The 21502-nt window shown below is 65.9% G+C and carries 21 protein-coding genes and 1 other RNA gene; 14 read left to right on the top strand and 8 right to left on the bottom strand.

Translation table 11 applies throughout. The annotated features are described in order from the left end of the window. The first annotated feature begins 9 nt into the window (after window positions 1–9). From AC4EEV_RS03720 to ssrA, 10 genes are all read left to right on the top strand, one after another. Window positions 10–261 (top strand): hypothetical protein, encoded by a 252-nt coding sequence (locus tag AC4EEV_RS03720; RefSeq protein ID WP_109045100.1) that lies wholly within the window; start codon window positions 10–12, stop codon window positions 259–261. A 75-nt stretch (window positions 262–336) separates the two neighbouring features. Further along, window positions 337–681, top strand: a complete 345-nt coding sequence (locus AC4EEV_RS03715; protein WP_491330173.1) for a TadE family protein — start codon at window positions 337–339, stop codon at window positions 679–681. Further along, on the top strand, window positions 662–1273 hold the full coding sequence (locus AC4EEV_RS03710) for a hypothetical protein (protein ID WP_491330172.1): 612 nt from the start codon (window positions 662–664) through the stop codon (window positions 1271–1273). Before AC4EEV_RS03715 ends, AC4EEV_RS03710 begins: the two co-directional genes overlap by 20 nt. A gap of 35 nt (window positions 1274–1308) precedes the next feature. Beyond that, window positions 1309–1719: a pilus assembly protein TadG-related protein gene (locus AC4EEV_RS03705; RefSeq protein ID WP_109045098.1), complete on the top strand. Its 411-nt coding sequence runs from the start codon at window positions 1309–1311 to the stop codon at window positions 1717–1719. Window positions 1720–1796: 77 nt separating this feature from the next. Next, window positions 1797–2912 (top strand): peptide chain release factor 2, encoded by a 1116-nt coding sequence (gene prfB / locus AC4EEV_RS03700; protein ID WP_491330171.1) that lies wholly within the window; start codon window positions 1797–1799, stop codon window positions 2910–2912. Window positions 2913–3096: 184 nt separating this feature from the next. Next, window positions 3097–3885 (top strand): cell division ATP-binding protein FtsE, encoded by a 789-nt coding sequence (gene ftsE, locus AC4EEV_RS03695; protein ID WP_491330170.1) that lies wholly within the window; start codon window positions 3097–3099, stop codon window positions 3883–3885. Then, complete coding sequence (gene ftsX / locus AC4EEV_RS03690; RefSeq protein ID WP_018760181.1) at window positions 3882–4796, top strand: permease-like cell division protein FtsX; 915 nt, start codon at window positions 3882–3884, stop codon at window positions 4794–4796. The genes ftsE and ftsX overlap by 4 nt, the downstream gene beginning before the upstream one ends. Window positions 4797–4823: 27 nt before the next feature. Further along, window positions 4824–6254 (top strand): M23 family metallopeptidase, encoded by a 1431-nt coding sequence (locus AC4EEV_RS03685; protein WP_018760180.1) that lies wholly within the window; start codon window positions 4824–4826, stop codon window positions 6252–6254. Between the two features lie 82 nt (window positions 6255–6336). After that, window positions 6337–6810, top strand: a complete 474-nt coding sequence (gene smpB, locus AC4EEV_RS03680; protein WP_026264249.1) for an SsrA-binding protein SmpB — start codon at window positions 6337–6339, stop codon at window positions 6808–6810. Window positions 6811–6883: 73 nt separating this feature from the next. Beyond that, window positions 6884–7252, top strand: a transfer-messenger RNA (tmRNA) gene (gene ssrA, locus AC4EEV_RS03675). 122 nt (window positions 7253–7374) lie between these two features. Here the strand turns inward: ssrA and AC4EEV_RS03670 are convergent. Beyond that, entirely contained in the window at window positions 7375–9525 is a 2151-nt protein-coding gene (locus tag AC4EEV_RS03670) for an acyltransferase family protein (RefSeq protein ID WP_491330169.1), read from the bottom strand. A gap of 408 nt (window positions 9526–9933) precedes the next feature. Here AC4EEV_RS03670 and AC4EEV_RS03665 point away from each other — a divergent pair, with 408 nt between their 5' ends. The 3 genes from AC4EEV_RS03665 (at window position 9934) to AC4EEV_RS03655 (ending at window position 14674) form a co-directional block, all read left to right on the top strand. Beyond that, a complete protein-coding gene (locus AC4EEV_RS03665; RefSeq protein ID WP_491330168.1) occupies window positions 9934–10398 on the top strand; it encodes a pyridoxamine 5'-phosphate oxidase family protein in 465 nt (154 codons plus the stop codon). 68 nt (window positions 10399–10466) lie between these two features. Then, on the top strand, window positions 10467–13652 hold the full coding sequence (locus AC4EEV_RS03660) for an HAD-IA family hydrolase (protein ID WP_491330167.1): 3186 nt from the start codon (window positions 10467–10469) through the stop codon (window positions 13650–13652). Next, window positions 13649–14674: an ATP-dependent 6-phosphofructokinase gene (locus tag AC4EEV_RS03655; RefSeq protein ID WP_491330166.1), complete on the top strand. Its 1026-nt coding sequence runs from the start codon at window positions 13649–13651 to the stop codon at window positions 14672–14674. Before AC4EEV_RS03660 ends, AC4EEV_RS03655 begins: the two co-directional genes overlap by 4 nt. 35 nt (window positions 14675–14709) lie before the next feature. On the opposite strand, the gene AC4EEV_RS03650 is transcribed toward AC4EEV_RS03655, so the two are convergent. From AC4EEV_RS03650 to AC4EEV_RS03640, 3 genes are all read right to left on the bottom strand, one after another. After that, on the bottom strand, window positions 14710–15726 hold the full coding sequence (locus tag AC4EEV_RS03650) for a zinc-dependent alcohol dehydrogenase family protein (RefSeq protein ID WP_026264248.1): 1017 nt from the start codon (window positions 15724–15726) through the stop codon (window positions 14710–14712). A 22-nt stretch (window positions 15727–15748) separates the two neighbouring features. Further along, window positions 15749–16219 (bottom strand): pyridoxamine 5'-phosphate oxidase family protein, encoded by a 471-nt coding sequence (locus AC4EEV_RS03645; RefSeq protein WP_491330165.1) that lies wholly within the window; start codon window positions 16217–16219, stop codon window positions 15749–15751. A 77-nt stretch (window positions 16220–16296) separates the two neighbouring features. Then, a complete protein-coding gene (locus AC4EEV_RS03640; protein ID WP_018760172.1) occupies window positions 16297–16761 on the bottom strand; it encodes a pyridoxamine 5'-phosphate oxidase family protein in 465 nt (154 codons plus the stop codon). A 214-nt stretch (window positions 16762–16975) separates the two neighbouring features. Here AC4EEV_RS03640 and AC4EEV_RS03635 point away from each other — a divergent pair, with 214 nt between their 5' ends. Beyond that, on the top strand, window positions 16976–17959 hold the full coding sequence (locus AC4EEV_RS03635; RefSeq protein WP_018760171.1) for a S1C family serine protease: 984 nt from the start codon (window positions 16976–16978) through the stop codon (window positions 17957–17959). Window positions 17960–17986: 27 nt separating this feature from the next. Here the strand turns inward: AC4EEV_RS03635 and AC4EEV_RS03630 are convergent, their stop codons facing one another. From AC4EEV_RS03630 to AC4EEV_RS03615, 4 genes are all read right to left on the bottom strand, one after another. Beyond that, window positions 17987–18364, bottom strand: a complete 378-nt coding sequence (locus tag AC4EEV_RS03630; RefSeq protein ID WP_109045089.1) for a hypothetical protein — start codon at window positions 18362–18364, stop codon at window positions 17987–17989. A gap of 80 nt (window positions 18365–18444) precedes the next feature. After that, window positions 18445–19149 (bottom strand): metal-dependent transcriptional regulator, encoded by a 705-nt coding sequence (locus AC4EEV_RS03625; RefSeq protein WP_018760169.1) that lies wholly within the window; start codon window positions 19147–19149, stop codon window positions 18445–18447. A gap of 72 nt (window positions 19150–19221) precedes the next feature. Continuing rightward, on the bottom strand, window positions 19222–19980 hold the full coding sequence (locus AC4EEV_RS03620) for a class I SAM-dependent methyltransferase (RefSeq protein WP_491330164.1): 759 nt from the start codon (window positions 19978–19980) through the stop codon (window positions 19222–19224). Window positions 19981–20072: 92 nt separating this feature from the next. Continuing rightward, a complete protein-coding gene (locus AC4EEV_RS03615; protein WP_018760167.1) occupies window positions 20073–21491 on the bottom strand; it encodes an aminotransferase class V-fold PLP-dependent enzyme in 1419 nt (472 codons plus the stop codon). Between the last annotated feature and the right edge of the window lie 11 nt (window positions 21492–21502).

Genomic DNA, 21502 nt, shown 5'->3' with positions numbered 1-21502 from the left:
GGACGCAACATGAAAACAATGGGAAACCGTCTCGTGATGCTGTTTATCGGCATGGCCGCCGTCGTGCAGTGTGAACTGCACCGCCCGGCGGACGGGCACCGATCCACAGGAGTCCCGGGAGACAACCCGGAACGTGGGGACGTGCCGGGTTGGGTAATGATCACACTGATGTCCGCCGTCCTGGTAGCGGCTCTCTTGGCGCTCGCCGGCCCTGCACTGGAAGCCATGTTCAACCAGGCCATGGACAAAGTAGGGAACTGACCCTTGGCACGCTCCGCTCCAGGGCCTGAGGCGCGTCCCGGGCTTCGGTCTGAGGGGGAGCGGGGCTCGGCCGTCGTGGATTTTGTTCTGGTCGGCGGGCTGCTCACGATGTTCTTCCTCGCGATCATCCAGCTGACCTTGGTCCTGCACGTTCGGAACACGCTCATCGATGCTGCCGCGTCCGGCGCCCGCTACGGGACCTTGGCAGACCGCAACTCCGCCGACGCCGAGGAACGGACCCGCAGCCTCATCGAAACTGCCCTGAATCCCGGATTTGCCGAGCAGGTCAGCACCCGGGAAGTAGATCATCAAGGGATGCGCACGCTGGAGGTGACAGTCCGGTCCCCGTTGCCGGTCATCGGCCTGATCGGTCCCCGGGAGATGCTGGAGGTGAAAGGGCATGCGGCCATCCAGCCGTGATCCGTCAGCGACAGACAAGCCGCCCCGCACCGCCATCAGGTTCCGCATCAGGACAAGGCTCGCGGAAGCACTCTGCCGGGAACGGGCACCGTACGCCGGACAATATCCGGGAAATGCAAACGCCCCCGGCCTGGCGGTGAACCCGCCGCGTCCCAACCGGGAGGACGTGCAGCGGCACGTGAGCGAGCACGAACGGGGGAGTGCAGTCGTCGAATTCACCTTCCTGGCACTCCTGCTGATGGTCCCGCTGGTGTATTTCGTCATCACCGTGTCCCAGATCCAGGGCGGCTCCTTCGCCGTGGTGGGCGCCGCCGACCAGGCAGCAAAGGTGTACGTTGCCCAGTCCGACCCCGTCACCGCGCAAGCGGCCGCAGAGCGGGCGGTAACCCTGGCTCTTTCCGATTTCGGGCAAGAACCGGGGCGGGCAACCATGACGACAAGCTGCCAACCAGCAGACTGCACTGCTGCGGGAAGTGCCGTCACGGTGACCGTCAGCCTCAGCGTGCCGCTGCCCTTCCTCCCTTTTGCGGAAGGACTGTCGGCCACGGATGTCCAGGCCTCCGCCACCCAATTGGTGGGGCGGTACCGGTGACACCCCGTGCGCAAAATAGCGAGGAGGGCCAACTGATGGTGATGATCGTCGGCTACGTGGCCCTCGCCTTGCTGGTGGCAACGGTCGTCATCGGAATATCCAGTGTTTACGTCGAACACAAGCGGCTGCTCTCCCTGGCTGACGGAGCATCGCTGGCGGCTGCCGACAGCTACACGCTCGGCGACGTCTCATCGCAGGGCGGAACTCCATCGGCTGTCCTCAACCCCGCCCGCGTGCGCAACGTGGCCTCCGACTTCGTCGACAGGAGCCCGGCCGCCCAACGGTTCTCCGGCCTCGCCGTCGCCCCCGGAACGGGATCGCCCGACGGTTCCACCGCCGTCGTAGTCCTCACCGCTGCGGTGCACCCGCCGGTAGTGAACTTCCTGATTCCCGACGGAATCCGCATCGAGGCCACCTCCACGGCACGTTCCCGGTTGACCCGTTGATGCCTGGCCCGGCGGTCCAATCTCCGGTGGCGGCCGGCGCCGGGCCGTAAGCCCCAATAGCGTAGGGTTAAACCACCATGGCCAATATTGATTTTTCCGCTGAAATCCGCGCCCTCCGCGCCACCTACGAGTCCATCGAACGCGTCTCCGACGTGGATGCACTCCGTGAAGACATCGCCGAGCTCAGCGAGCGGGCAGGGGAGCCGGACCTGTGGGACGACCCTGCAGCGGCGCAGAAGATCACCTCCCGTCTCTCCCACCGACAGTCCGAGTTGGAACGCCTTACCAACCTGGCCTCGCGTATCGACGATCTCGAAGTGCTGGTGGAACTGGGCCAGGACGAGGACGACGCCGCCTCGATGGGGGAGGCCGCGGCCGAACTCGAATCCATCAAGAAGGCCCTCAAGGACCTGGAAGTGGTCACCCTGTTGTCCGGAGAATATGACGAGCGCGAAGCCGTGGTGTCCATCCGTGCGGGAGCGGGCGGTGTCGACGCGGCAGATTTCGCCGAGATGCTGATGCGCATGTACCTCCGCTGGGCCGAGCGGCACGGCTACCCCACGACGGTCATGGACACCTCGTACGCGGAGGAAGCCGGCCTGAAATCGGCCACCTTCGAGGTCAAGGCGCCCTACGCTTACGGCACCCTCAGTGTCGAAGCAGGGACCCACCGCCTGGTCCGGATCAGCCCGTTCGACAACCAGGGCCGGCGCCAGACATCGTTCGCGGCCGTGGAAGTCATACCGCTGATCGAACAGACTGATTCCATCGACATCCCGGACAACGAAATCAGGGTTGACGTATTCCGCTCGTCCGGGCCCGGCGGCCAGTCGGTGAACACCACCGACTCCGCGGTGCGCCTTACCCACATTCCCACCGGCACCGTCGTCTCGATGCAGAACGAGAAGTCACAGCTCCAAAACCGGGCCGCCGCCATGCGCGTGCTGCAATCCCGGCTCCTCCTGATTAAGAAGGAACAGGAAGACGCGGAGAAGAAGGCCCTGGCGGGAGACGTCAAAGCCTCCTGGGGCGACCAGATGCGTTCCTATGTCCTCAATCCCTACCAGATGGTGAAGGACCTGCGCACTGAACACGAGGTGGGCAATACATCAGCTGTATTCGACGGCGAGATCGACGACTTTATCGACGCCGGCATCCGCTGGCGTACTGACAACCGCAACGCCGAAAAGTAGCCGGGCGGCTGCCGGGCGCGATCGGATCCGGCGACACGCCCCCGAAAGCCCGCCCTAGCGCCGGGCATCCTGCGTATAGTCGAGGGGCCGGGGCCCTACTTCCCCCAAACGAAAACCCGTGCACCGGCTGCAGAACTGGGCTGCATCAGAACAATCAGCCATGCCCTGCAGGGTACTTAGGGCCATGATCCGATTCGAAAATGTCACCAAGGTCTACGACCAAAAAGCCCGGCCTGCGCTGGACTCCGTCAACCTTGAGATTGATCGCGGCGAATTCGCCTTCCTGGTGGGAGCCTCGGGCTCCGGGAAGTCCACCTTCCTCCGGCTGGTGCTGAAGGAGGACCGCGCAACTTCGGGCGCCGTCTACGTCGCCGGCCAAAACGTTGCCAGGATTTCGAGCTGGCGCGTGCCGCGCCTCCGCCGTGGCATCGGCGTCGTCTTCCAGGACTTCCGCCTCCTGCCCCAAAAGAACGTCTTCGCCAACGTGGCGTTCGCCATGCAGGTCATCGGAAAGAGCCGCAGCGTCATCCGCGATACCGTCCCCGAGGTCCTCAAGACCGTTGGCCTCGAAGGCAAGGAACACCGCATGCCGCACGAACTGTCCGGCGGCGAGCAGCAGCGGGTGGCCATCGCCCGGGCCGTGGTCAACCGGCCCGGGATCCTCCTGGCCGACGAACCCACAGGAAACCTGGACCCCACAACGTCCATGGGCATCATGGGTGTGCTGGACAAGATCAACCAAAACGGAACCACGGTAGTGATGGCCACCCACGACGACGACATCGTCAACGAAATGCGCAAGCGGGTGGTCGAGCTCAAGAACGGCGTGGTGATCCGGGACGAAGCCAAGGCCCTGTACACCTCGATGATCCCCGTCGTCGGCCAGTCCAGGCGGCTCAAGGACGCCAGCGGCAGGAAAACGCCCGACGACGGCCTGCCGGGCAACGGTGCCGAAGGTGAGGCACGGCAATGAGGCTTGCATTCATCCTTTCCGAGATCGGCAGCGGCCTGCGCCGCAACCTTTCCATGGTGGTTTCGGTCATCCTGGTGACCTTCGTGTCCCTCACCTTCGTGGGCGCCGCCGGGATGCTCCAAATGCAGATCAACCAGATGAAGGGGTACTGGTATGACAAGGTCCAAGTAGCCATCTTCCTGTGCAGCGACGGTTCGACCGCGCCCGGGTGCGCGTCCGGGCCGGTCACCCCTGAGCAGCAGCAGGGCCTCAACGCTCTCCTGGAATCACCCGCCGTGGCGCAGTACATCAACGACTTCCAGTTCGAGTCCCGGGATGAGGCGTACAAGCACTTCAAGGACCAGTTCTCCAACTCGCCCATCGTCGATTCGGTTACCCCGGACCAGCTGCCGGCATCATTCCGGATCAACATGAAGGACCCCGAAAAATACCAGATCATCAGCGAGACCTTCTCATCGCAGCCGGGCGTGGAGACCGTGATCGACCAGCGACAGCTCCTCGAACGCCTCTTCTCGGTGATGAACGGCGCCTCCCTGGTCGCAGTGGGCATCGCCGGCGTGATGATCGTCTGCGCGATCCTGCTGATCGCCACTACAATCCGGCTATCCGCCTTCAGCAGGCGCCGGGAAACCGGCATCATGCGGCTTGTGGGCGCGTCAAAGACCGTGATCCAGTTGCCCTTCATCCTTGAAGGGGTCATCGCCGCAGTCATCGGTGCTGCGCTGGCCTCCGGCACGCTGTGGGCCGTGGCGCAGTTCTTCCTGGGTGACTACATGTCCCGCCAGTACCCGGACACCGCTTTCATTTCCTCGGGCCAGACACTGATCCTCGCGCCGGCGCTGTTGATCCTTGGCGGATCCTTGGCAGGAATTTCGTCTCTCTTGACCCTTCGCAGATACTTGCGCGTTTAGGCTATGCAAACCGACCAAGGAATGCTCATGAACGTAACCGATCAAACCTCTCCGCGCCGCCGGTTCCGCCGGGGGCGGGCCGCTGCCCGCCGCATGGGGATCGTCAGCGGTGTACTGGCCGTCATCCTTTCCGCCGGGATGGCCGTGGCAACTCCCGTGGCCTTCGCCGACGACCTCGAGGACCGCAAGGCCGCGCTCGAGGCCGAAGCGGCCCGCGTCCAGGCCTCCCTTGAGTTCGTCGATTCCAGGATCGCCAAGGCCGCCGGTGACCTGGTGATTTACCAGGGCCAGCTCCCCGGCGCGCAGCAGGCCCTCCTCGACGCGCAAGGCCGCGTGGCCAGTGCTGTGAAAGAATCGGAAGCCCTGGCGGCCCGGGTGGACATGGCCCAGCAGAACAAGGCCAAGATCACCCAGCAGCTCGAAACTGACAAGCAAAAGATCGCCGGTACCAAGAAGCTGATCGGCCAAATCGCCACCCAGGCCTACAAGTCCGGCGGCGTACCCTCCAATCTCTCCCTGTTCTTTGGGTCCAGCGGCGGCGGCAGCCTAACCGACACCATGGACCTCGCCGACCAGGCCATGCGCAGCCAGAACGCGGCGATGGACAAGCTCAACCAGCAGAACGCCACCAACGTCAACTCCGAAGCCCGGCTGCAGGCCGTGGAAGGTGAGATCAAGGACCTCAAGGCCAAAGCCGATGCGGCACTGGAACGTGAGAAGGCCGCCCGGGACGAAGCCGCGGCGAAGAAAGCCCAGGTTGACCAGCTGATCGCCGATACCACCCGCCTTGATGCGGAGCTCCAGGCGGCCAAACCCGGCATTCAGGCCCAGCTTGCGGGCGTCCAGGCCAACCAGAACCAGGTGGCCAACGAAATTGCCGAGCGCGACCGGAAGGCTCGTGAGGCCTGGGAAGCCGAACAGCGCAGGCAGGCCGCGGCTGCGGCAGCCGCAGCTGCCGCCGCAGCGGCGGCAGCGAACCGCCCGGCACCGCCTGTCCAGCCGTATGTTCCGCCCGCAGCAGGGTCGCCGTCGGCCTTTGGCCTCCGCCACCCCTTCGACGGCAGTATCCCCATCACCTCCGGCTTCGGCTACCGCACGACCCCGCCGGGCACCATCGACTTCTACGGCACCGGCGGATACATGCACACCGGTATCGACTTCGGCGCGGCCTGCGGCACTCCCGTGTACGCTGCGGCAGCCGGTGAAGTCTTCAGCTCAGGCTGGAACTCCGCCGACGGCGGCGGCTGGCGCGTCAAGATCGACCACGGCGTGGTGCAGGGCAACACCCTGACGACCATTTACTACCACAACTCCAGCATCGTGGTTTCGAACGGACAAAGGGTCTCGCAAGGCCAGCTGATTGCCTACTCCGGCAGCACGGGCAACTCCACAGGCTGCCACGCCCACTTTGAAACCTGGCTCAACGGCGTCGCGGTTGACCCCATGGGACTGCTCTAGGGGCATGCTGCCCCTGCCGTAGACTGGTATAGCTCCGCGCCGCGGGCACGGAGCAGCCAACCTGAACCTGAGGAGTTTCCCCGTGCCTAAAGAAAGTGGCCGTAAGGTGGTGGCCACCAATCGCAAGGCCCGGCATGACTATCACGTGCTGGACACCTACGAGGCCGGCATCGCCCTGATGGGCACCGAAGTAAAGTCGCTCCGGGAGGGCCACGCCTCCATGGTGGATGGATTCTGCACGTTCTACAACGACGAACTGTGGATGGAAGCGATCCACATTCCCGAATACAACCAGGGCAGCTGGACCAACCACGCTGCCCGCCGCCGGCGAAAGCTGCTGCTGCACCGCGAGGAGCTCATCAAGATCGCCCACAAGGTCCGGGAATCCGGCTACACCATTGTCCCGTTGCAGTTGTACTTTGTGGACGGACGGGCCAAAGTGGAAATCGGCGTGGCCCGCGGCAAGCGCGAATACGACAAGCGGCAAACGCTGCGTGAGCAGCAGGACAACCGCGAGGCCCAGCGCGAGATGCGCGAACGCAACCGGCGCCGCTAGGAATTATTTCCGCAGGGCATGCGTTAGTATTGATAGTCCGGCAGGCTTGCCAGCCGGTTTGGTAACAAAATACGGGGATGATCGGTTTCGACGATGTTAGTCGCGACAGGTGAAGCGGGCCGAGGATGCAGAATTATCTCGTAAACGCTGTCTGCAAACCAATAAGTGCCGAATCTAAGCGCACTGACTTCGCTCTCGCTGCCTAAGCAGTAAGACAGTCCGTCAGCCCGGGGTTGCTATCGCCCCGGATCCTGGCGTCATTTAGATAGCCACTGCTGTTTGCTCCCGTCACCGGAGTAAACGGGACTCTTAGGTGACTGGGCCCGGATCAGCCAGCTGTTTGCAGCATGGCTGGGGCCGAGAAAATCCGACGCAAACTGCGCCCGGAGAAGCCCTGACAACACGACATCGGACGGGGGTTCAATTCCCCCCATCTCCACCCACGGCAAAGGCCGGGACATCCCACGGATGTCCCGGCCTTTGCCGTAACGCCCCGGTCCCAGGACCGGGGCGTATTCGTTTGTTCGGCGAGGGCACCAGCAGCACCCCTCAGGACGCCGGGAACTACTGCCGGGCCTCGTTGAACCGCTGGGACAGGACCGGGACCAAGGACCGGATATAGCTGCGGGCGGCATGGTCATTGTCGAAATAGACCTGCAGTCCGCCAATGACCGCGTAGCAGCGCTGGCCGTCGCAGAACTGATCCGAGAGGTCGAGGACCTTTACATTGGGCTTGCCCATGCTTTTGGCGGCCTCCGCAACCGGGTCCGGCGCCAGCGCCTCCTCACGTGCGTTGGTGCAAGTGACGGGTTGCTGCGGGTTCAGCGACACGCAGTCGGGGCTGGTGCGGTGAAGGGTCAGTGGCGGATCCCGGAAGACGAAGACCCGGCTGCCTGCCGCTGTCCAGTCACCGAACCTTTTCGTCACGGAGTCCTTGTATTGATCCATTTGCGGCCGGCCTGTGCCGTCGTCGATGGTTTCACCTGCCCCGAAAGAGGAAACGAAGATCATGTCTGGCTTTTCCTTGACGATCCGGTCGGAGACCTGGGTGCTCCAGCCGAGGCACCGCTGCTGTGCATGCGGGTCCGTGGCGGGCGCGCCCGCCACGGCCACCCGCTTTACGTCGACGAACGGACAACCGCCCAGCAGGGATTCCTTCAGCTTCCACTTGTGCAGCCGTGCGAGCTCGTACAGCCCGGCCTTCCACTGCTCGGCATGCGAGTCTCCTACCAGCCAGACATTCGCCTCCGGCTGCGCCCCTCCGGTGAAGTCGCACTCGGCGAGGACCTGCAGGTCCTCGTAGACAACCGGATCCGCGGACGGGTGGCATTCGGGCGCGCTGAACCAAGGCGCTTCGTTCTGCCCCACATTGGCGACTTTGGCTGCACCAAAGGGGTCGCTGCAGTTGTTTCGCGGGTCGAGGCTGCGCGCCCCGTGGCAGGGTTCGCCGATGAGGCTCTCCAGCTTCGCCGCTTCAGCAGCCTGGGCTTTCCCAAAGTTCAGCAGGAGCCCGCCGCAGAGTGCGGCGACCACTGCTGCAGCGACTGCCATTGCCGCAAAGACACGGATGGGTTTGGCTCCGCGGAGCAGCTTCGTGCGGCCCGGATCTTCAATGAATTTCTTGGAAAGGTACGCCAGCGCAACGGCCGCCACCAGGAGGACCGCCTTGTCCCGTGTCCCCAGCGAGTGGCCCACGAGCGCGGGTGCCAGGACGATCAGCGGCCAATGCCACAGGTAGAGGGAGTAGGACACGTCACCCAGAAGCTGGATGGGCCTTGCGGACAGGAGCTGGTTGGGGGACCAGAACGGACTGTTGGGCCCGGACGCGATCACAAGGACCGTGCCCGCAACTGGGACCACCGCGGCGAAGCCTGGGAAGAAAGTTTGCTCGTTGTAGGCCAAGGCCGAATACGCGATCAACCCGTATCCGAGATATTGGGCGGTGCCGGAGATGGCCAGGTGGTGGTCGGGCAGCCGCAGTCGCAAGGCTGCCATTGCGTGGGGGCCTCCGAGGGCTATCAGTGCGCCTGCGCCGAACTCCCAGGCACGTGCGGGCGTGACAAAATAGGCCGGGCTCCGGTTGGAATAGGTAAACCAGATGCAGAATGCCAATGCAAGGGCACAGACCAGAACGACACCCAGTGCCAGTAACGCCCGCCTGCGGAGGCGGAAGCGGATCGCGGCCAGGGACAGCCCCAGGAACAGCAGGGGCCAGACCAGGTAGAACTGTTCCTCCACCGAGAGGGACCAATAGTGCTGCACCGTCGAAGCGGCTTCGTTGTGGGCCGAGTAGTCAACCGACTTCGCCGCCAAAACCCAGTTTTCCACGTACAGAACCGACGCAATGGTTTCCTGCGCAATGGCGAGCCAGCGCGAAAATGGCAGCAGTGCCCATGCAGCCAGCAGGGAAACCGAGGCAACGAGGGTTGCGGCAGGAAGCAACCGCCTGATGCGCCGGGAATAGAACTGTCCGAGATTGATGCGGTTTGACCGCTCCAGTTCGCCGAGCAGGTGCTTGGAGATCAAATAGCCTGAGATCACGAAGAACACATCGACGCCGACGTACCCGCCGGGAAGCCGTGCCGGCCACAAATGGTTCAGGACCACAAGCCCCACCGCCAGTGCGCGAAGTGCCTGGATATCCTTGCGGGTTGCGTTGACGGCCTCTGTCCGCCGCATTTCCGCGCGGGTTCGCAGGACAACGTGTCCGGTCACAGGTACTCCTTGTCGATCTTCGTTTAAGCGCAGCGCGCCTGCCGTGCCGCTGGCGGCATGCCTGGAGGGCCTCCAGGCTGTGCACACAGTGCTTGGCGTGTTCAGGCGACATCCGGAGATGGAATGGCGCCGGCAGCTTCTCGATGCCCGCGTGCGGTATCCTGCGCGCGGAAAAGCCTGGACGAATACCGGCCGCCTGGCGGCGGCGGAGTCGGTGAGGTCATGAATCAAGCGAGCCCTGCGTCTGGGCCGCTGTTGCAACCCCCCGGGGTACTCTAGCACCGCGGCATGCCTGCGCCGGTGCCCACCGGCTTCCAGGGGGTTCCCACCCGTTACCCCGCCGCCGGGACAGCGCCCGGGCCTAAATGCTCTAGTGGCATGCTCCGGCACACGGCTACCGTCGACTTTATGCACAACGATCCGCCGCAAACGCCCACTGAGCTCCTGGACCCAGGCAGCTGCTGGGACCTCCTGCGCGGTGTCTCGGTTGGGCACCTTGCCGTGTTCGTCAACGGCTACCCGGAAGTCTTCCCCGTCAACTACAAAGTGGATCAGCAGTCGCTGGTCTTCCGCACGGGCGAGGGAACCAAGCTGCGCGCCGCCGGCGGCCCACTCGCGGTCGCGCTTGAAGCCGACGGGCACGACGACGCCAAAGCCTGGAGCGTGCTGGTCAAGGGAAAAGCCGTCATCCTGGAGCCCTCCGATGAACTCCTCGCCGGAGCAGGCCTTACCCTGTTCCCCTGGCAGGCCGGGGAGAAGGACCACTTCGTCCGGATCGTCCCCACTTCGATAACCGGCAGGCGCTTCACCATCACGTCGCCGCTGACCTGGTGGAACCACGTGGGGCACGGCACCCGGCACGAACCCGTATAGGCCGTGGAAACGAGGGGCGGGCCCAACGGCCCTGTCCGGATTCCCGTGCGTGCTGGTACCACTGACCTATGATCGGGTCGCCAACCGCCGCTGCCGCCAAACCCCCTTTTGACGCCGTCATTTTCGACCTGGACGGGGTGGTAACCAACACGGCGCTGGTCCACCAGGCTGCGTGGAAAGATGCCTTCGACCGCATCTTCCAGGACCCGCGGATGCCCGCCGGCGCCAACCGTGCTCCGCTGACCCGGGCGGAGTACCTCTCTTTCATCGATGGCATGCCGCGTGAGGACGGCGTGGTCCGGTTCCTCGCAGCGAGGGGGGTAGAGATCGCCAGGGGAGCCGAGACTGACGAGCCGGGAGCCTGGACCGGGTTTGGCCTGGGCGCTTGGAAGAACGAACTGTTCCACCAGCGGCTGCGCCGGGACGGGGTGCAAAGCTACCCGGGAACGCTGCAATTGCTGCAGCGGCTTGCCGGCGCTGCAGTCCCCACCGCGGTGGTCACCGCCAGCCGGAACGCCGCACTGGTCCTGGAAGCCGCCGGCATCGAGCACCTGTTCACTGTGGTCATGGACGGCGCGACGGCGGCTGGCCTGGGTTTGCGGGGGAAACCGGCACCGGACGTCTTCCTCGCCGCCGCCGTCCAGCTGCGCGTCGCACCGGCACACGCCGTGGTCATAGAGGACTCAGCGGCGGGAGTGGAAGCAGGGCACCGGGGCGGCTTCGGCCTGGTGGTCGGAATCGACCGCAGCGGCAGCCGCCGCCAATTGGAGGCCGCCGGCGCAAGTACTGTGCTGAACGATGTGGGTGAGCTGGACCTGGGACTGGTCATCGGCAACGCCTGGCACCTCGTGTATGAAGGCATCGACGCCGGCCACGAGGGGCACCGTGAAGCCCTGACCACGTTGGGCAACGGCTACATGGGCGTCCGGGGGGCGGCCCCTGAAGGGAGCCCCTTCAGCTACGCGGGCATGTACCTTGCCGGCGTGTACAACAGGGTTACCGTGAAGGCCGCAGACGAGACGCTGGTCGAGGAGCACATGGTCAATGCGCCGGACTGCCTCCCGCTGGACCTCCGGATCGCCGGGCTGCCGTGGTGGTCGGACGGCGGCCTGGCCGTGGTGCGTGAGCGCCGTGTCCTGGACCTCCGACGGGCCGTGCTGGAACGGCGCCTGCTGCTCGAAGGCTCGGACCGCCGTCGCATGGAGGTGGTCCAGGTCCGCTTCGTTTCCATGGCCGAACCCCACCTCCTGGCGCTTGAGACCACCATCACCGCCTTGGGGTGGAGCGGCGCCGTGGAAGTTCGCAGCGGCATCAACGCCGGCGTCCGCAACGCGAACCTGCCGGAGCGTGCCCAGGGCTCGGACATCCACCTGGCCGATCTGACGCCGTCGGGCGGCACCGCCGTCGAACTGCCCCTGCACGCTCCATCCGTCGTCGAAGTCCAAACCACCCAAAGCCTCATCCGTATCGCTGCGGCGTACCGTACGCACGTGTCCGTGGCGGCAGAGTCGTTAGGGGAGGGCGGAGAAGGGGCCTTCCACTACAGGACGTTCCAGATTTCCCTCACGCCGGGCATCCCTGTCAGGCTGACCAAGACGGTGGCGGTGGTGACGTCCCGTGACCGGGCCATTTCCTCCCCGGAAACCGGCGCCCGCGCGGTGCTGGAACGCGCCGGCGATTCCTTTCCCCGGCTCTTGGCATCCCACGAGGAAGCATGGCGGAGGGAACTCCGCCCGTTCCTCGTGGAAATCGACGCCCCGGTCCAGGTACGCCTGGTCCTCAACCTGCACATCTTCCACCTGTTGCAGACACTGACGCGCCACACGGCCGAACTGGATGCCGGTGTCACTGCGCGTGGACTGCACGGCGAGGGCTACCGCGGGCACGTTTTCTGGGATGAATTGTTCGTCCTCCCGGTGCTCACCTCCAGGACCCCGGTGGTGGCCCGCTCCGTCAGTGAGTACCGGTGGCGGCGGCTGCCCGCTGCCAGGCACGCTGCCGCCGCGGCCGGCCTGGAAGGGGCGAAGTTCCCGTGGCAGAGCGGCAGCGACGGGACTGAGGAAACGCCGAAGTGGTTGTACAACGAGCGTTCCGGACGGTGGGTCAGGGACTACTCCCATCTTCAGGTGCACTCGGGCCTCGCGGTGGCCTTCAACGCATGGCAGTACTTCCAGGCCACCGGTGACAAGATCTGGCTCCTGCAAAAAGGTGCGGAGCTGGTGATCGAAGTGGCCCGGTTCTTCCAGTCCCTGGCCTCCCTCGACCGGCGCGATGGCAGATATCACCTGCGCGGTGTTGTGGGCCCGGATGAATACCACACAGGATATCCGGGCCGGGCCGACCCCGGCCTGGATGACAACGCCTACACCAACGTCATGGCGGCGTGGGTGTGCCTGCAGGCGGCGGAAATCCTTCGCTACCTGCACGGAAGCGAGCGTGCCGGGCTGATGGAATCACTCGGCGTTGACGACGAGGAGGCCGCAGGCTGGGAAGCCACGGGCGCTGCCATGTATGTCCCGTTCCACAGCGACGGCGTCATCAGCCAGTTCGAGGGGTACGAGCAGCTCAAGGAACTGGACTGGGAGCACTACCGCGACGCCTATGGCGACATTGAGCGGCTGGACCTGATCCTGGAAGCGGAGGGGGACGGAACCAACGGCTACAAGCTGGCTAAGCAGGCGGACGTTCTGATGCTCCCGTATCTACTGGGACACGAAGGCCTGCTGGGTATCCTCGAGCGACTGGGCTACGGTTTCACGAGGGAGCAGCTGAACCGGACCATCGAGTACTACCTGTCCAGGACGGCCCATGGCTCCACGCTGAGCCGGGTGGCCCACGCCTCCGTCCTGGCCGGGGTGGATGCCGACCGTGCCTGGGACAGTTTCCGGGAAGCGCTCGACGCCGACCTTGACGACACCCAGCACGGCACCACCCGGGCGGGTATCCATTTGGGGGCCATGGGAGGAACCATCGACGTGGTGCAGCGCAGCTTTGCCGGCCTGCGCTTCAGCGGGGACAGCATCCTGTTCGCCCCCAACCTGCCAACACGGCTGCGTGCCGTGGCCTTCGAGGTCCTCTACCGGGGACACCTTCTGCGGGTCCACCTCAAGGACGGGCAGATGAGCATCGCGTCGGCCCCCGGTGACGCCGGCCCCATCACCGTGCACGTTAATGGCACCGATGTGGTCCTGCCGCCAGGCCAAACCCGGCAGTTCCCGCTACCCGCCCGCACCGCCGGAGTGGCGGCATCGTGAGGCGGCTGGGGATCCTGACCAGCGGCGGCGACTGCCCCGGCGTGAATGCGGTCATCCGTGGAGCGGTGCTGGGCGGCGACGTCGTCCATGGGTACGAGTTCGTAGGATTCCGCGATGGATGGCGGGGCGTCCTGGAGGACGACGTCGTTCCCCTGCCCAGGACGGGTGTCCGCGGGATCGCGCGCCTTGGCGGGACTATCCTGGGGACGTCGCGGACCAATCCGCTGGCCGCGGGCGGCATCGACGCAGTACGTGCCGGCTTCCAGCGCAGCGGGCTGGACGGCCTGATTGCCATCGGGGGAGAAGGCACCCTGGCGGCGGCCCGGGAGCTGTGCGGACAGGGGCTCAACGTCCTGGGTGTCCCAAAAACCATCGATAACGACTTGGGCGCGACGGATTACACTTTTGGTTTCGACACCGCAGTCCAGACTGCCACCGAGGCAATTGACCGGTTGCGGACCACGGGGGAATCACACCACCGGTGCATGATTGCCGAGGTCATGGGCAGGAACGCCGGCTGGATAGCGCTGCACTCAGGCATGGCGTCCGGTGCGCACGCCATCCTGATCCCGGAACATCCCGTCCCGATCGAGCAGATCTCCGCCTGGGTGCTGTCGGCGCGGGACCGTGGCAGGGCTCCGCTGGTGGTGGTGGCTGAAGCTTTCGCGCCGGAGGGGCGGCAGGCACCTTACGCGCCGCGCGGCCTGGACACCTTCGGCCGGCCGCGCCTCGGCGGGATCGGGCTGCTGCTTGAAGACCAACTGCAGGAACGGACCGGCATCGAAACCAGGGCCACCGTGCTGGGCCATATCCAGCGCGGCGGCGAGCCCACCGCCTTTGACCGTGTCCTTGCCACCCGGCTTGGCCTGGCTGCCGTTGAATCAGCCGCCGCCGGACGGTGGGGCACGATGGTTTCGCTCCGGGGCACGGACATCGTGAATGTGGGCCTGGATGAGGCCCTGGGCGAACTCAAGAGCGTTCCCGAGGCCCGCTACAGGGAAGCCGCCGTGCTGTTCGGGTAACTCGACCGCCAGAAGGGGCCGGAATAGGGCTGGGCTTAACCAGGCTGCTCCGGGCGGACGCGCAGGACGGCGGACCCGGTGATCCTGTCGGCTGCCAGGTCTTCCAGCGCCTCATCGGCAAAGTCGAAGGGGTATGCGGTTGTTTTCAAGGTCAGCGACAGCCTCGCCGCCAGGGCCAGGAATTCACGGCCGTCCGCCCGGGTATTGGCGGTGACGCTACGCAGCTGGCGCTCGTAGAAAAGCTCCCTGCCATAATTCAGGGACGGAATATCGCTCAGGTGGATGCCCGCGACGGCAAGGGTCCCGCCGCGGTCGAGGGCCGCCAGCGCCACCGGGACAAGATCGCCCACCGGGGCGAAGAGGATGGCCGAATCCAGGGGGACGGGCGGCCGCCCGTAGGCGTCGCCGGCGTACTCCGCCCCCAGTTCCAGTGCGAGTGACCGGGCCTCCTCCGACCGGGTCATGACGAACACGGAGGCGCCCTGCCTGATGGCCAGCTGAGCGGTGATGTGGGCGGAACTGCCAAAGCCATAGATGCCAAGGCGGCCGCCAACCGGCAATGCGGCGCGTTTCAGGGCGCGGTACCCGATGATCCCGGAGCACAGCAACGGTGCGGCCTGCTCGTCGGAAAAGGCCGCCGGGACCGGGTAGGCGAAGTCTTCGGCGATTGCCAGCCGTTCGGCAAATCCTCCGTCCTTGTCCCACCCGGTGAACACTGGCGATGAGCACAGGTTTTCGTCGCCGCGCCGGCAGTAATCGCACCGGCCGCACACGCTGCCGAGCCAGGCGATGCCTACCCTGTCGCCGGCGTGGAACCGTGTGCAGTCCGCGCCCGTTTCGATGACGACGCCGACCGCCTCGTGCCCGGGGACCACGTGCGGATGGCGTGGTGCCAGGTCTCCTTCAGCGAGATGGAGGTCCGTGCGGCACACGCCGCAGACACTGACCTGCACCAGGAGCTCATGCGGCCGCGGCTTCGGCGTGGCCCTGTGCCCCTGGACCAGGGGATGCGTGGATATGGGGCCCGGGGCGCCCACCCACCATGCACGCATGATGCGTCCGGTTCGGTGGCGGCTACTCGAAGCCCGCGCGGGTCGCGTCGTCCAACGGCGTCTGCCACAGCAGCGGTGCGGTCATGGTGAAACGCCGGCCCGTAATGGATTCCGGCGTGATGCGGATGAAGTATTCCTTGCCCACGCCCTGCCAAGGGAAGAGCGCCCGCCGGATATTGTCCAAGTCAGGGCCTGTGGGGGTCGTCTCTGCGGCTTTGCCCTTGACCACGACGCTCCATGCCAGGCCGAACTGGGAACTGACTGCATCTGCCTCCAAAGCGACCACAGCGTCCGCCTCAATGGCCTGCTGTTTGGTGCCCCCGCCCGTGCGGAAGACCAAGGTATGGCCGTCCACCTTGTAATTGACCGGAAAGACGTCCGGATGGCCATCCGCCATCACGGCCAGGCGTCCCACCCCGGTCTGCGCGAGAAGCGACCAGCACTCTTCCGCATCGAGGATTTCAGCTGCAGGTACGTTTGGGTTCTCTGTCATAGGGCACAGCGTAGGGAAGTCCACCGCCCCCGGAAAGGGCACAAAGGCCCGGCCTTGGGCGGACGCATGTGCTGCGGCTAGAGCCAATCGGCGGCGAAGTCCACAGGCGGCCACCACCGGGTGGGCGGCGTGACCGCGAACCGGCGGCCGGTGAGTTCGGTGGGGGAGATGGCGATCAGGTGGTCCTTGATCCCGGCCTCCCACGGTTCACGGTCGGCGTCGATGGCCGGCAGGCTCATGCGCGTTTCGTCGAACGGTTCCGGCCTGCCCTTTGCAACCACGCTCCACACCTCCGTGGCGTATGGATTGAGTCCATCAACCTCCAGCGCTGCCACCGCCCCGCGCAGCAAGGCACGAAGCTTGGTTCCCGGAGCCGTCCGGAAGAACAGCGTGTCGCCGGAGACAGAGAAATTCACCGGAAAGATTTCCGGAATCTCGCCGTTGATGACCGCCAGCCGGCCGATATAGGAAGACCTCAGGTACTGCCAGCACGCATCAGCGTCCAAAATTTCCGTGGGAGAGCCCGCCGGGGAACCAGTCATGCTACCGATCCTAAAGCCTGGGCAGCACCAGCGCACCGGTGGGAAGGGGAATGCCGGACGCCGCGGTGCTGTTCACCGACGGCGTAGCAGCACCGGGACTGGAATCTGCCACTGCGTCGTTGACTAGCGTAAGGATCCCGATGGAAACCTGCCACGGCCGGCAACGGACCGGGGAACGCACCGGGTGAACCGGCACGAGGGCTGGAGGTACCCCATGGAGCAGGCGCGGAAAATCATGCCGCCGGATGACGACGACATCCTGGACTCGTACTCGCAGACGGTCATGCGGGTGGCGGCGACGGTTACGCCGCACGTGGCGGCAATCGAGATGACCGCTAACCGGAGGAACAGCAGGGTCAGGGTGGGCGCCGGCTCGGCAGTGCTCTTCACCGAGGACGGATACCTCCTCACCAACTCACACGTCGTGGCAGGCACCCGGCACGGATTTGCGGTCTTCGGCGACGGCAGCAGGATGGAACTGGAACTGGTGGGAGCCGACCCCCTGTCTGATCTTGCAGTGGTCCACGGTTCGCGGCCCAAGGTGCCACCGGCTGAATTCGGCGCGGCTGAAAGTCTGCGCGTGGGCCAGCTTGTGGTGGCCGTCGGAAACCCACTGGGACTCGCGGGATCAGTCACCGCGGGCGTGGTCAGTGGTTTGGGCCGGGCCATTCCGGTCTGGGCCGGGGGTAACCGGAGGGTGATCGAGGACGTTATCCAGACGGACGCCGCACTGAACCCCGGTAACTCCGGTGGAGCGCTGGCAGACACGCACTCCAGGATCGTCGGCATCAACACGGCAGTGGCGGGCGCCGGCCTGGGGCTCGCCATACCGATCAACGCCACCACCCGCAGGATCATCGCCGCGCTGCTGTCGGACGGCAGGGTACGCCGTGCCTACCTTGGCCTTGTCAGCACACCGATCCAGCTCAACCCCAGCGCTGTGATCCGCAGCGGGCTCCGCGAAGGGCTGCGCGTCGTGGAGGTGCTGCCCGGTTCTCCGGCGGACAAGGCAGGGCTGGCGGCCGGGGACATCCTGCTGACGGCGGGAGGCCGTCCCGTCAGCAACGCCGAAAGCCTGCAGCGGCTCCTGTTTTCCGATGCCATCGGCGAGCCGCTTGACCTGAAGGTCCTGCGGGACGGCACCGAAGTGCACCTCACCGCCGTTCCGGAGGAAATGACGGGCAACGGGACGCCGTAGGCGCCGGGGGCGGTGCGTCCGGAAGCGCTATGCCCCCGCTGCCGGCGCTTCTACGTCCGCGATGCCTGTGAAACGCGTCCCGACGCCGTCGTACTCGCCACGGACGCAACCGGGCTGTACCGGTGGGATCTCTTCCGGTGCGTGGTGCCCGCACACCACATAGGTGAAGTCCGGCCACCACTTCTTTGGGCGGGCCGCTTCCTCATACCCGCACACGGCGCACTCAAGATGGACCCACACGGGCCGCTTGCCTGTCCGGTTGGCCCGTGACTGCACCAGCCACGGGGGAGGATTGTCCAGGATGCCGCGGAGCTCAGCTTCGGGCATCCATTTCGGCAGGCCATGGCGCTGCGCCATTTCGAGGGGTACGTCCAGGGCTATTGCGGCGTCACGTCTGCTGATCATCACCATCCACCATACGGGAGCCCGCCAAATCGGGACGCTGCCCCGGAGCCCCGCAGCCGGCTGTCCCGGCAATCCGCTGGTCAGGACAGATCAAGGCTGCAGCCGGGATGCGGGGCGTCGCTGGAAACCCACAACGCCGTGGCGATCTCATCGGCGAGGTCGTATTCCCGGGCACCGCCGATCCGCACCACCAGCGCGCCGCCAAACGGCCGCCGCCCCAGCACTTCCACGCGGGCGTCAAGCTCGATGTCCTGCGAGGCAAGGTAACGGAGCAACTCAGGGTTGTCGTCGCTGATCCGGGTGATCCTGCCGGCGTGGCCTTCGTCCAGTTCGGCGAGGAGATGGGCGCGTGGCATCAGCACCTGGCCGTCCGCCGTGGGAATGGGATCGCCGTGCGGATCCCGGCTGGGGTCCCCGAGCTTGGCGGCAACGCGCTCGATGAAGGTGTCCGACACCGCATGCTCCAGCTGTTCGGCTTCATCGTGCACTTCATCCCAGCTGTAGCCCAGGCGCTCCACGAGATAGGTTTCGATCAGCCGGTGGCGCCGCACCATGGCCAGCGCGAGCCGCAGTCCCGCCTCGGTCAGGGTCACGGCGCTGTACGGTTTGTGGTCCACCAGGCCCTGGTCCTTGAGCTTGCGGACCATCTCCGATACTGACGAGTTCGCAACCCCGAGCCGCTGCGCCAGTTGGGAGGACGTGATGGGCTTGTCCTGCCATTCAGTGAATGAATAGATGACCTTGACGTAGTCCTCGATGGAGGAGGATGGCGCGCTGGTCTTCACAGGCTCAAGCCTACCGGGTTCCCTGCCGTGGCCGGGTCCGCGGGGCCTGCGGCGTCGGGCAAACCCATCCCGTTACGCCTTCACGGCGCGCCACGCCAAGGTGAGGTAGGGAAGATCGAGTTCCTGGTCGGGCGGGTAGGCCAGATGGTCGTGGAGGTACCAGTCCAGGTTCGCCAGGACCTTGGCCCTGGTTGCCTCGCCGGCGCGCAGGTAATAGCTCCGGGACTTGGTGAGTTCCATCAGGTCCGTGGTGGTCACCTTGTCCTGCCAGTGCGTGACATGCCCTTCGAGCCCGGTGAATTCGGGCCCCACCACCGGCTTGTGGCCCGGGCGGTACACATCGCCGGCGTGCATGATCCTGGAGAGCCTGTGCACCCACGGCACCGAGGTATCCAGTTGGTTCCAGATGAGTCCGAGCGTTCCGTGCGGGCGCAGGACGCGGGCAAGTTCGGTGCTCGCAGGCAGCGCGTCGCACCAGTGCCAGGCCTGCGCCACGGTGACGACGTCGAAGGAGGCTTCGGCCAGCCCCGTCGCCTCCGCGGTCCCCGCCACGGCCGTGGCAGCAGGGCAGTGTGCCGCGAGTTGGGCGAGCATGTCCGTGGAAGGGTCGACGGCGGTTACCTCCAGGCCAAGCTCCAGCAGCAGGGCCGTAAACTTCCCGGTACCGGCCCCGACATCGAGTGCGTCACGGGCCTGCGCCGGGACCAGCCACCGGGCTGATTCCACGGGGTAGCCCGGCCTGACGCGCTGGTAGTGCCGTCCGCCGTCGCGGAAACTGCCGCCAAGTTCCCGCCGGCGCCCGTGATCAAGCTTGGGGCCACCCCGAACCACGCGTGGACTCCTTCAATTCCGACTGTTGATGCCCCTCGAATTTACCGCACCCCCTTTGGACATGTGCTGGGGGAGCAGGAGCGGGAGGTGCCCTAGTCGTCGATACAGGGGGCCGCACCGGCCGTGCCCGGGGTGTTGGGTGCCCAGTGCGGGTAGGTGCGGGAGTCGTTGGCGGGCACCCAACGGCCTGCGTCAACCACGTAGTCCCAGCCCAGCCCGTTGCTGCGCAGTGCGCGGATGCCGGCAAGAAGGCGTTCGGCATCCTCCAGCCGGGATCCGACGCCGAAGCTCGCCCGGAGTGATCCGTTGGGCAGGCCCAGGCGTTTCAGCAGTGGGTGGGCGCAGAAGCGTCCGTCCCGCAGGCCCACGCCGTGCTCCGCCGAGAGGTAGGCGGCCACCAGCCCGGCGTCGTAGCCTGCAACCGAGAAATTGACCACGCCGATGGTGTCCGTTTCCGGATTGGTGTCCTTGAAGATCTGGTGGACGGTGACGCCATCGATGCCCTGGAGGCCCTCCACCAGGAAGGAGCGGATGGCGGACTCGTGGGCGTGCCAGCGTTCCTGGTCCAGTTCCGCGATCACCTGGGTGGCGCGGGCCAGCGTGGCGGCTCCCAGGACGTTGGGCGATCCCCCCTCATGGCGGGCCGGGCCGGTGGCCCAGCTGACGCCGTCGAGCCTTGCTTCCTTGACGGCACCGCCCCCGGCCAGGTGCGGGACACCGGCGTCCAGCCAGTCAGCACGTCCCACCAGGACGCCTGCGCCGAACGGCGCGTAGAGCTTGTGCCCGGAGAACGCAAGGTAGTCGACGTCGTCCGTGCTGATGTCCACCCGGCGATGCGGCGCAAGCTGGGCGGCGTCCACCACGATCCGTGCGCCGTACTGGTGCGCCAGCGCGGCCAAGGCCCGGATGGGGAGGATCTCGCCGGTGACGTTGGAAGCGCCGGTGACGGCCAGCAGGCTGACCCCGCCCTGCTCAAGTTCGGTGCGGACTGCCTCCAAAGTGCCGCTGATGGTATCCGCGGCGACAATGCTGCGGTGCGGGACGCCCTGCCAGGGCAGGAGGTTGGCGTGGTGTTCGATGTCCAGGTAAAGGACATCTCCGGCGGGGCGGCCGTCCGCCAGCGGCAGGCAGCCGGCCAGCAGGTTCAGGGAGTCGGTGGTGTTGCGGGTGAAGATGACCGAATCGCCGGGGCGCCCTCCCACGAAGTCGCGGACAATGTTGCGTGCGTTTTCGTACACTGAGGTGCTGATCTGGGATGCGTAGCCGGCGCCCCGGTGGACACTCGCGTAGTACGGGAGGATCTCGTTCAGGTACGCGGACACCACTGACAGCGCCGGTGCGGAGGCGCCGTAGTCGAGGTTTGCGTAGCGGACGTGGCCGCCGGAGATCAGCGGCGCCTGGATCTCGGCGCCGGTGACCGCGGCGAGGGGCCGGCCGGCGACGGCCTGTCGCGGATCCGCCGCGGCGGCGTTGGCGGTGGCGGAAAGGGGGGAGACGGTGGCAGTTGTCACAGAGACCTCAC

The sequence above is a fragment of the Pseudarthrobacter sp. MOO14 genome (genome assembly GCF_058267675.1).
The sequence above is the reverse complement of the archived record's forward strand: the minus strand, read 5'-3'. Positions and strand labels throughout refer to the sequence as shown.

Bases quoted from the DNA above. Each gene is read 5' to 3' on its own strand.
- AC4EEV_RS03720 (WP_109045100.1), top strand. From the start codon at position 10: ATGAAAACAATGGGAAACCGTCTCGTGATGCTGTTTATCGGCATGGCC.
- AC4EEV_RS03710 (WP_491330172.1), top strand. From the start codon at position 662: ATGCGGCCATCCAGCCGTGATCCGTCAGCGACAGACAAGCCGCCCCGC.
- AC4EEV_RS03705 (WP_109045098.1), top strand. From the start codon at position 1,309: ATGGTGATGATCGTCGGCTACGTGGCCCTCGCCTTGCTGGTGGCAACG.
- prfB (WP_491330171.1), top strand. From the start codon at position 1,797: ATGGCCAATATTGATTTTTCCGCTGAAATCCGCGCCCTCCGCGCCACC.
- ftsE (WP_491330170.1), top strand. From the start codon at position 3,097: ATGATCCGATTCGAAAATGTCACCAAGGTCTACGACCAAAAAGCCCGG.
- ftsX (WP_018760181.1), top strand. From the start codon at position 3,882: ATGAGGCTTGCATTCATCCTTTCCGAGATCGGCAGCGGCCTGCGCCGC.
- AC4EEV_RS03685 (WP_018760180.1), top strand. From the start codon at position 4,824: ATGAACGTAACCGATCAAACCTCTCCGCGCCGCCGGTTCCGCCGGGGG.
- AC4EEV_RS03665 (WP_491330168.1), top strand. From the start codon at position 9,934: ATGCACAACGATCCGCCGCAAACGCCCACTGAGCTCCTGGACCCAGGC.
- AC4EEV_RS03660 (WP_491330167.1), top strand. From the start codon at position 10,467: ATGATCGGGTCGCCAACCGCCGCTGCCGCCAAACCCCCTTTTGACGCC.
- AC4EEV_RS03650 (WP_026264248.1), bottom strand. From the start codon at position 15,726: ATGCGTGCATGGTGGGTGGGCGCCCCGGGCCCCATATCCACGCATCCC.
- AC4EEV_RS03645 (WP_491330165.1), bottom strand. From the start codon at position 16,219: ATGACAGAGAACCCAAACGTACCTGCAGCTGAAATCCTCGATGCGGAA.
- AC4EEV_RS03640 (WP_018760172.1), bottom strand. From the start codon at position 16,761: ATGACTGGTTCCCCGGCGGGCTCTCCCACGGAAATTTTGGACGCTGAT.
- AC4EEV_RS03635 (WP_018760171.1), top strand. From the start codon at position 16,976: ATGGAGCAGGCGCGGAAAATCATGCCGCCGGATGACGACGACATCCTG.
- AC4EEV_RS03630 (WP_109045089.1), bottom strand. From the start codon at position 18,364: ATGATCAGCAGACGTGACGCCGCAATAGCCCTGGACGTACCCCTCGAA.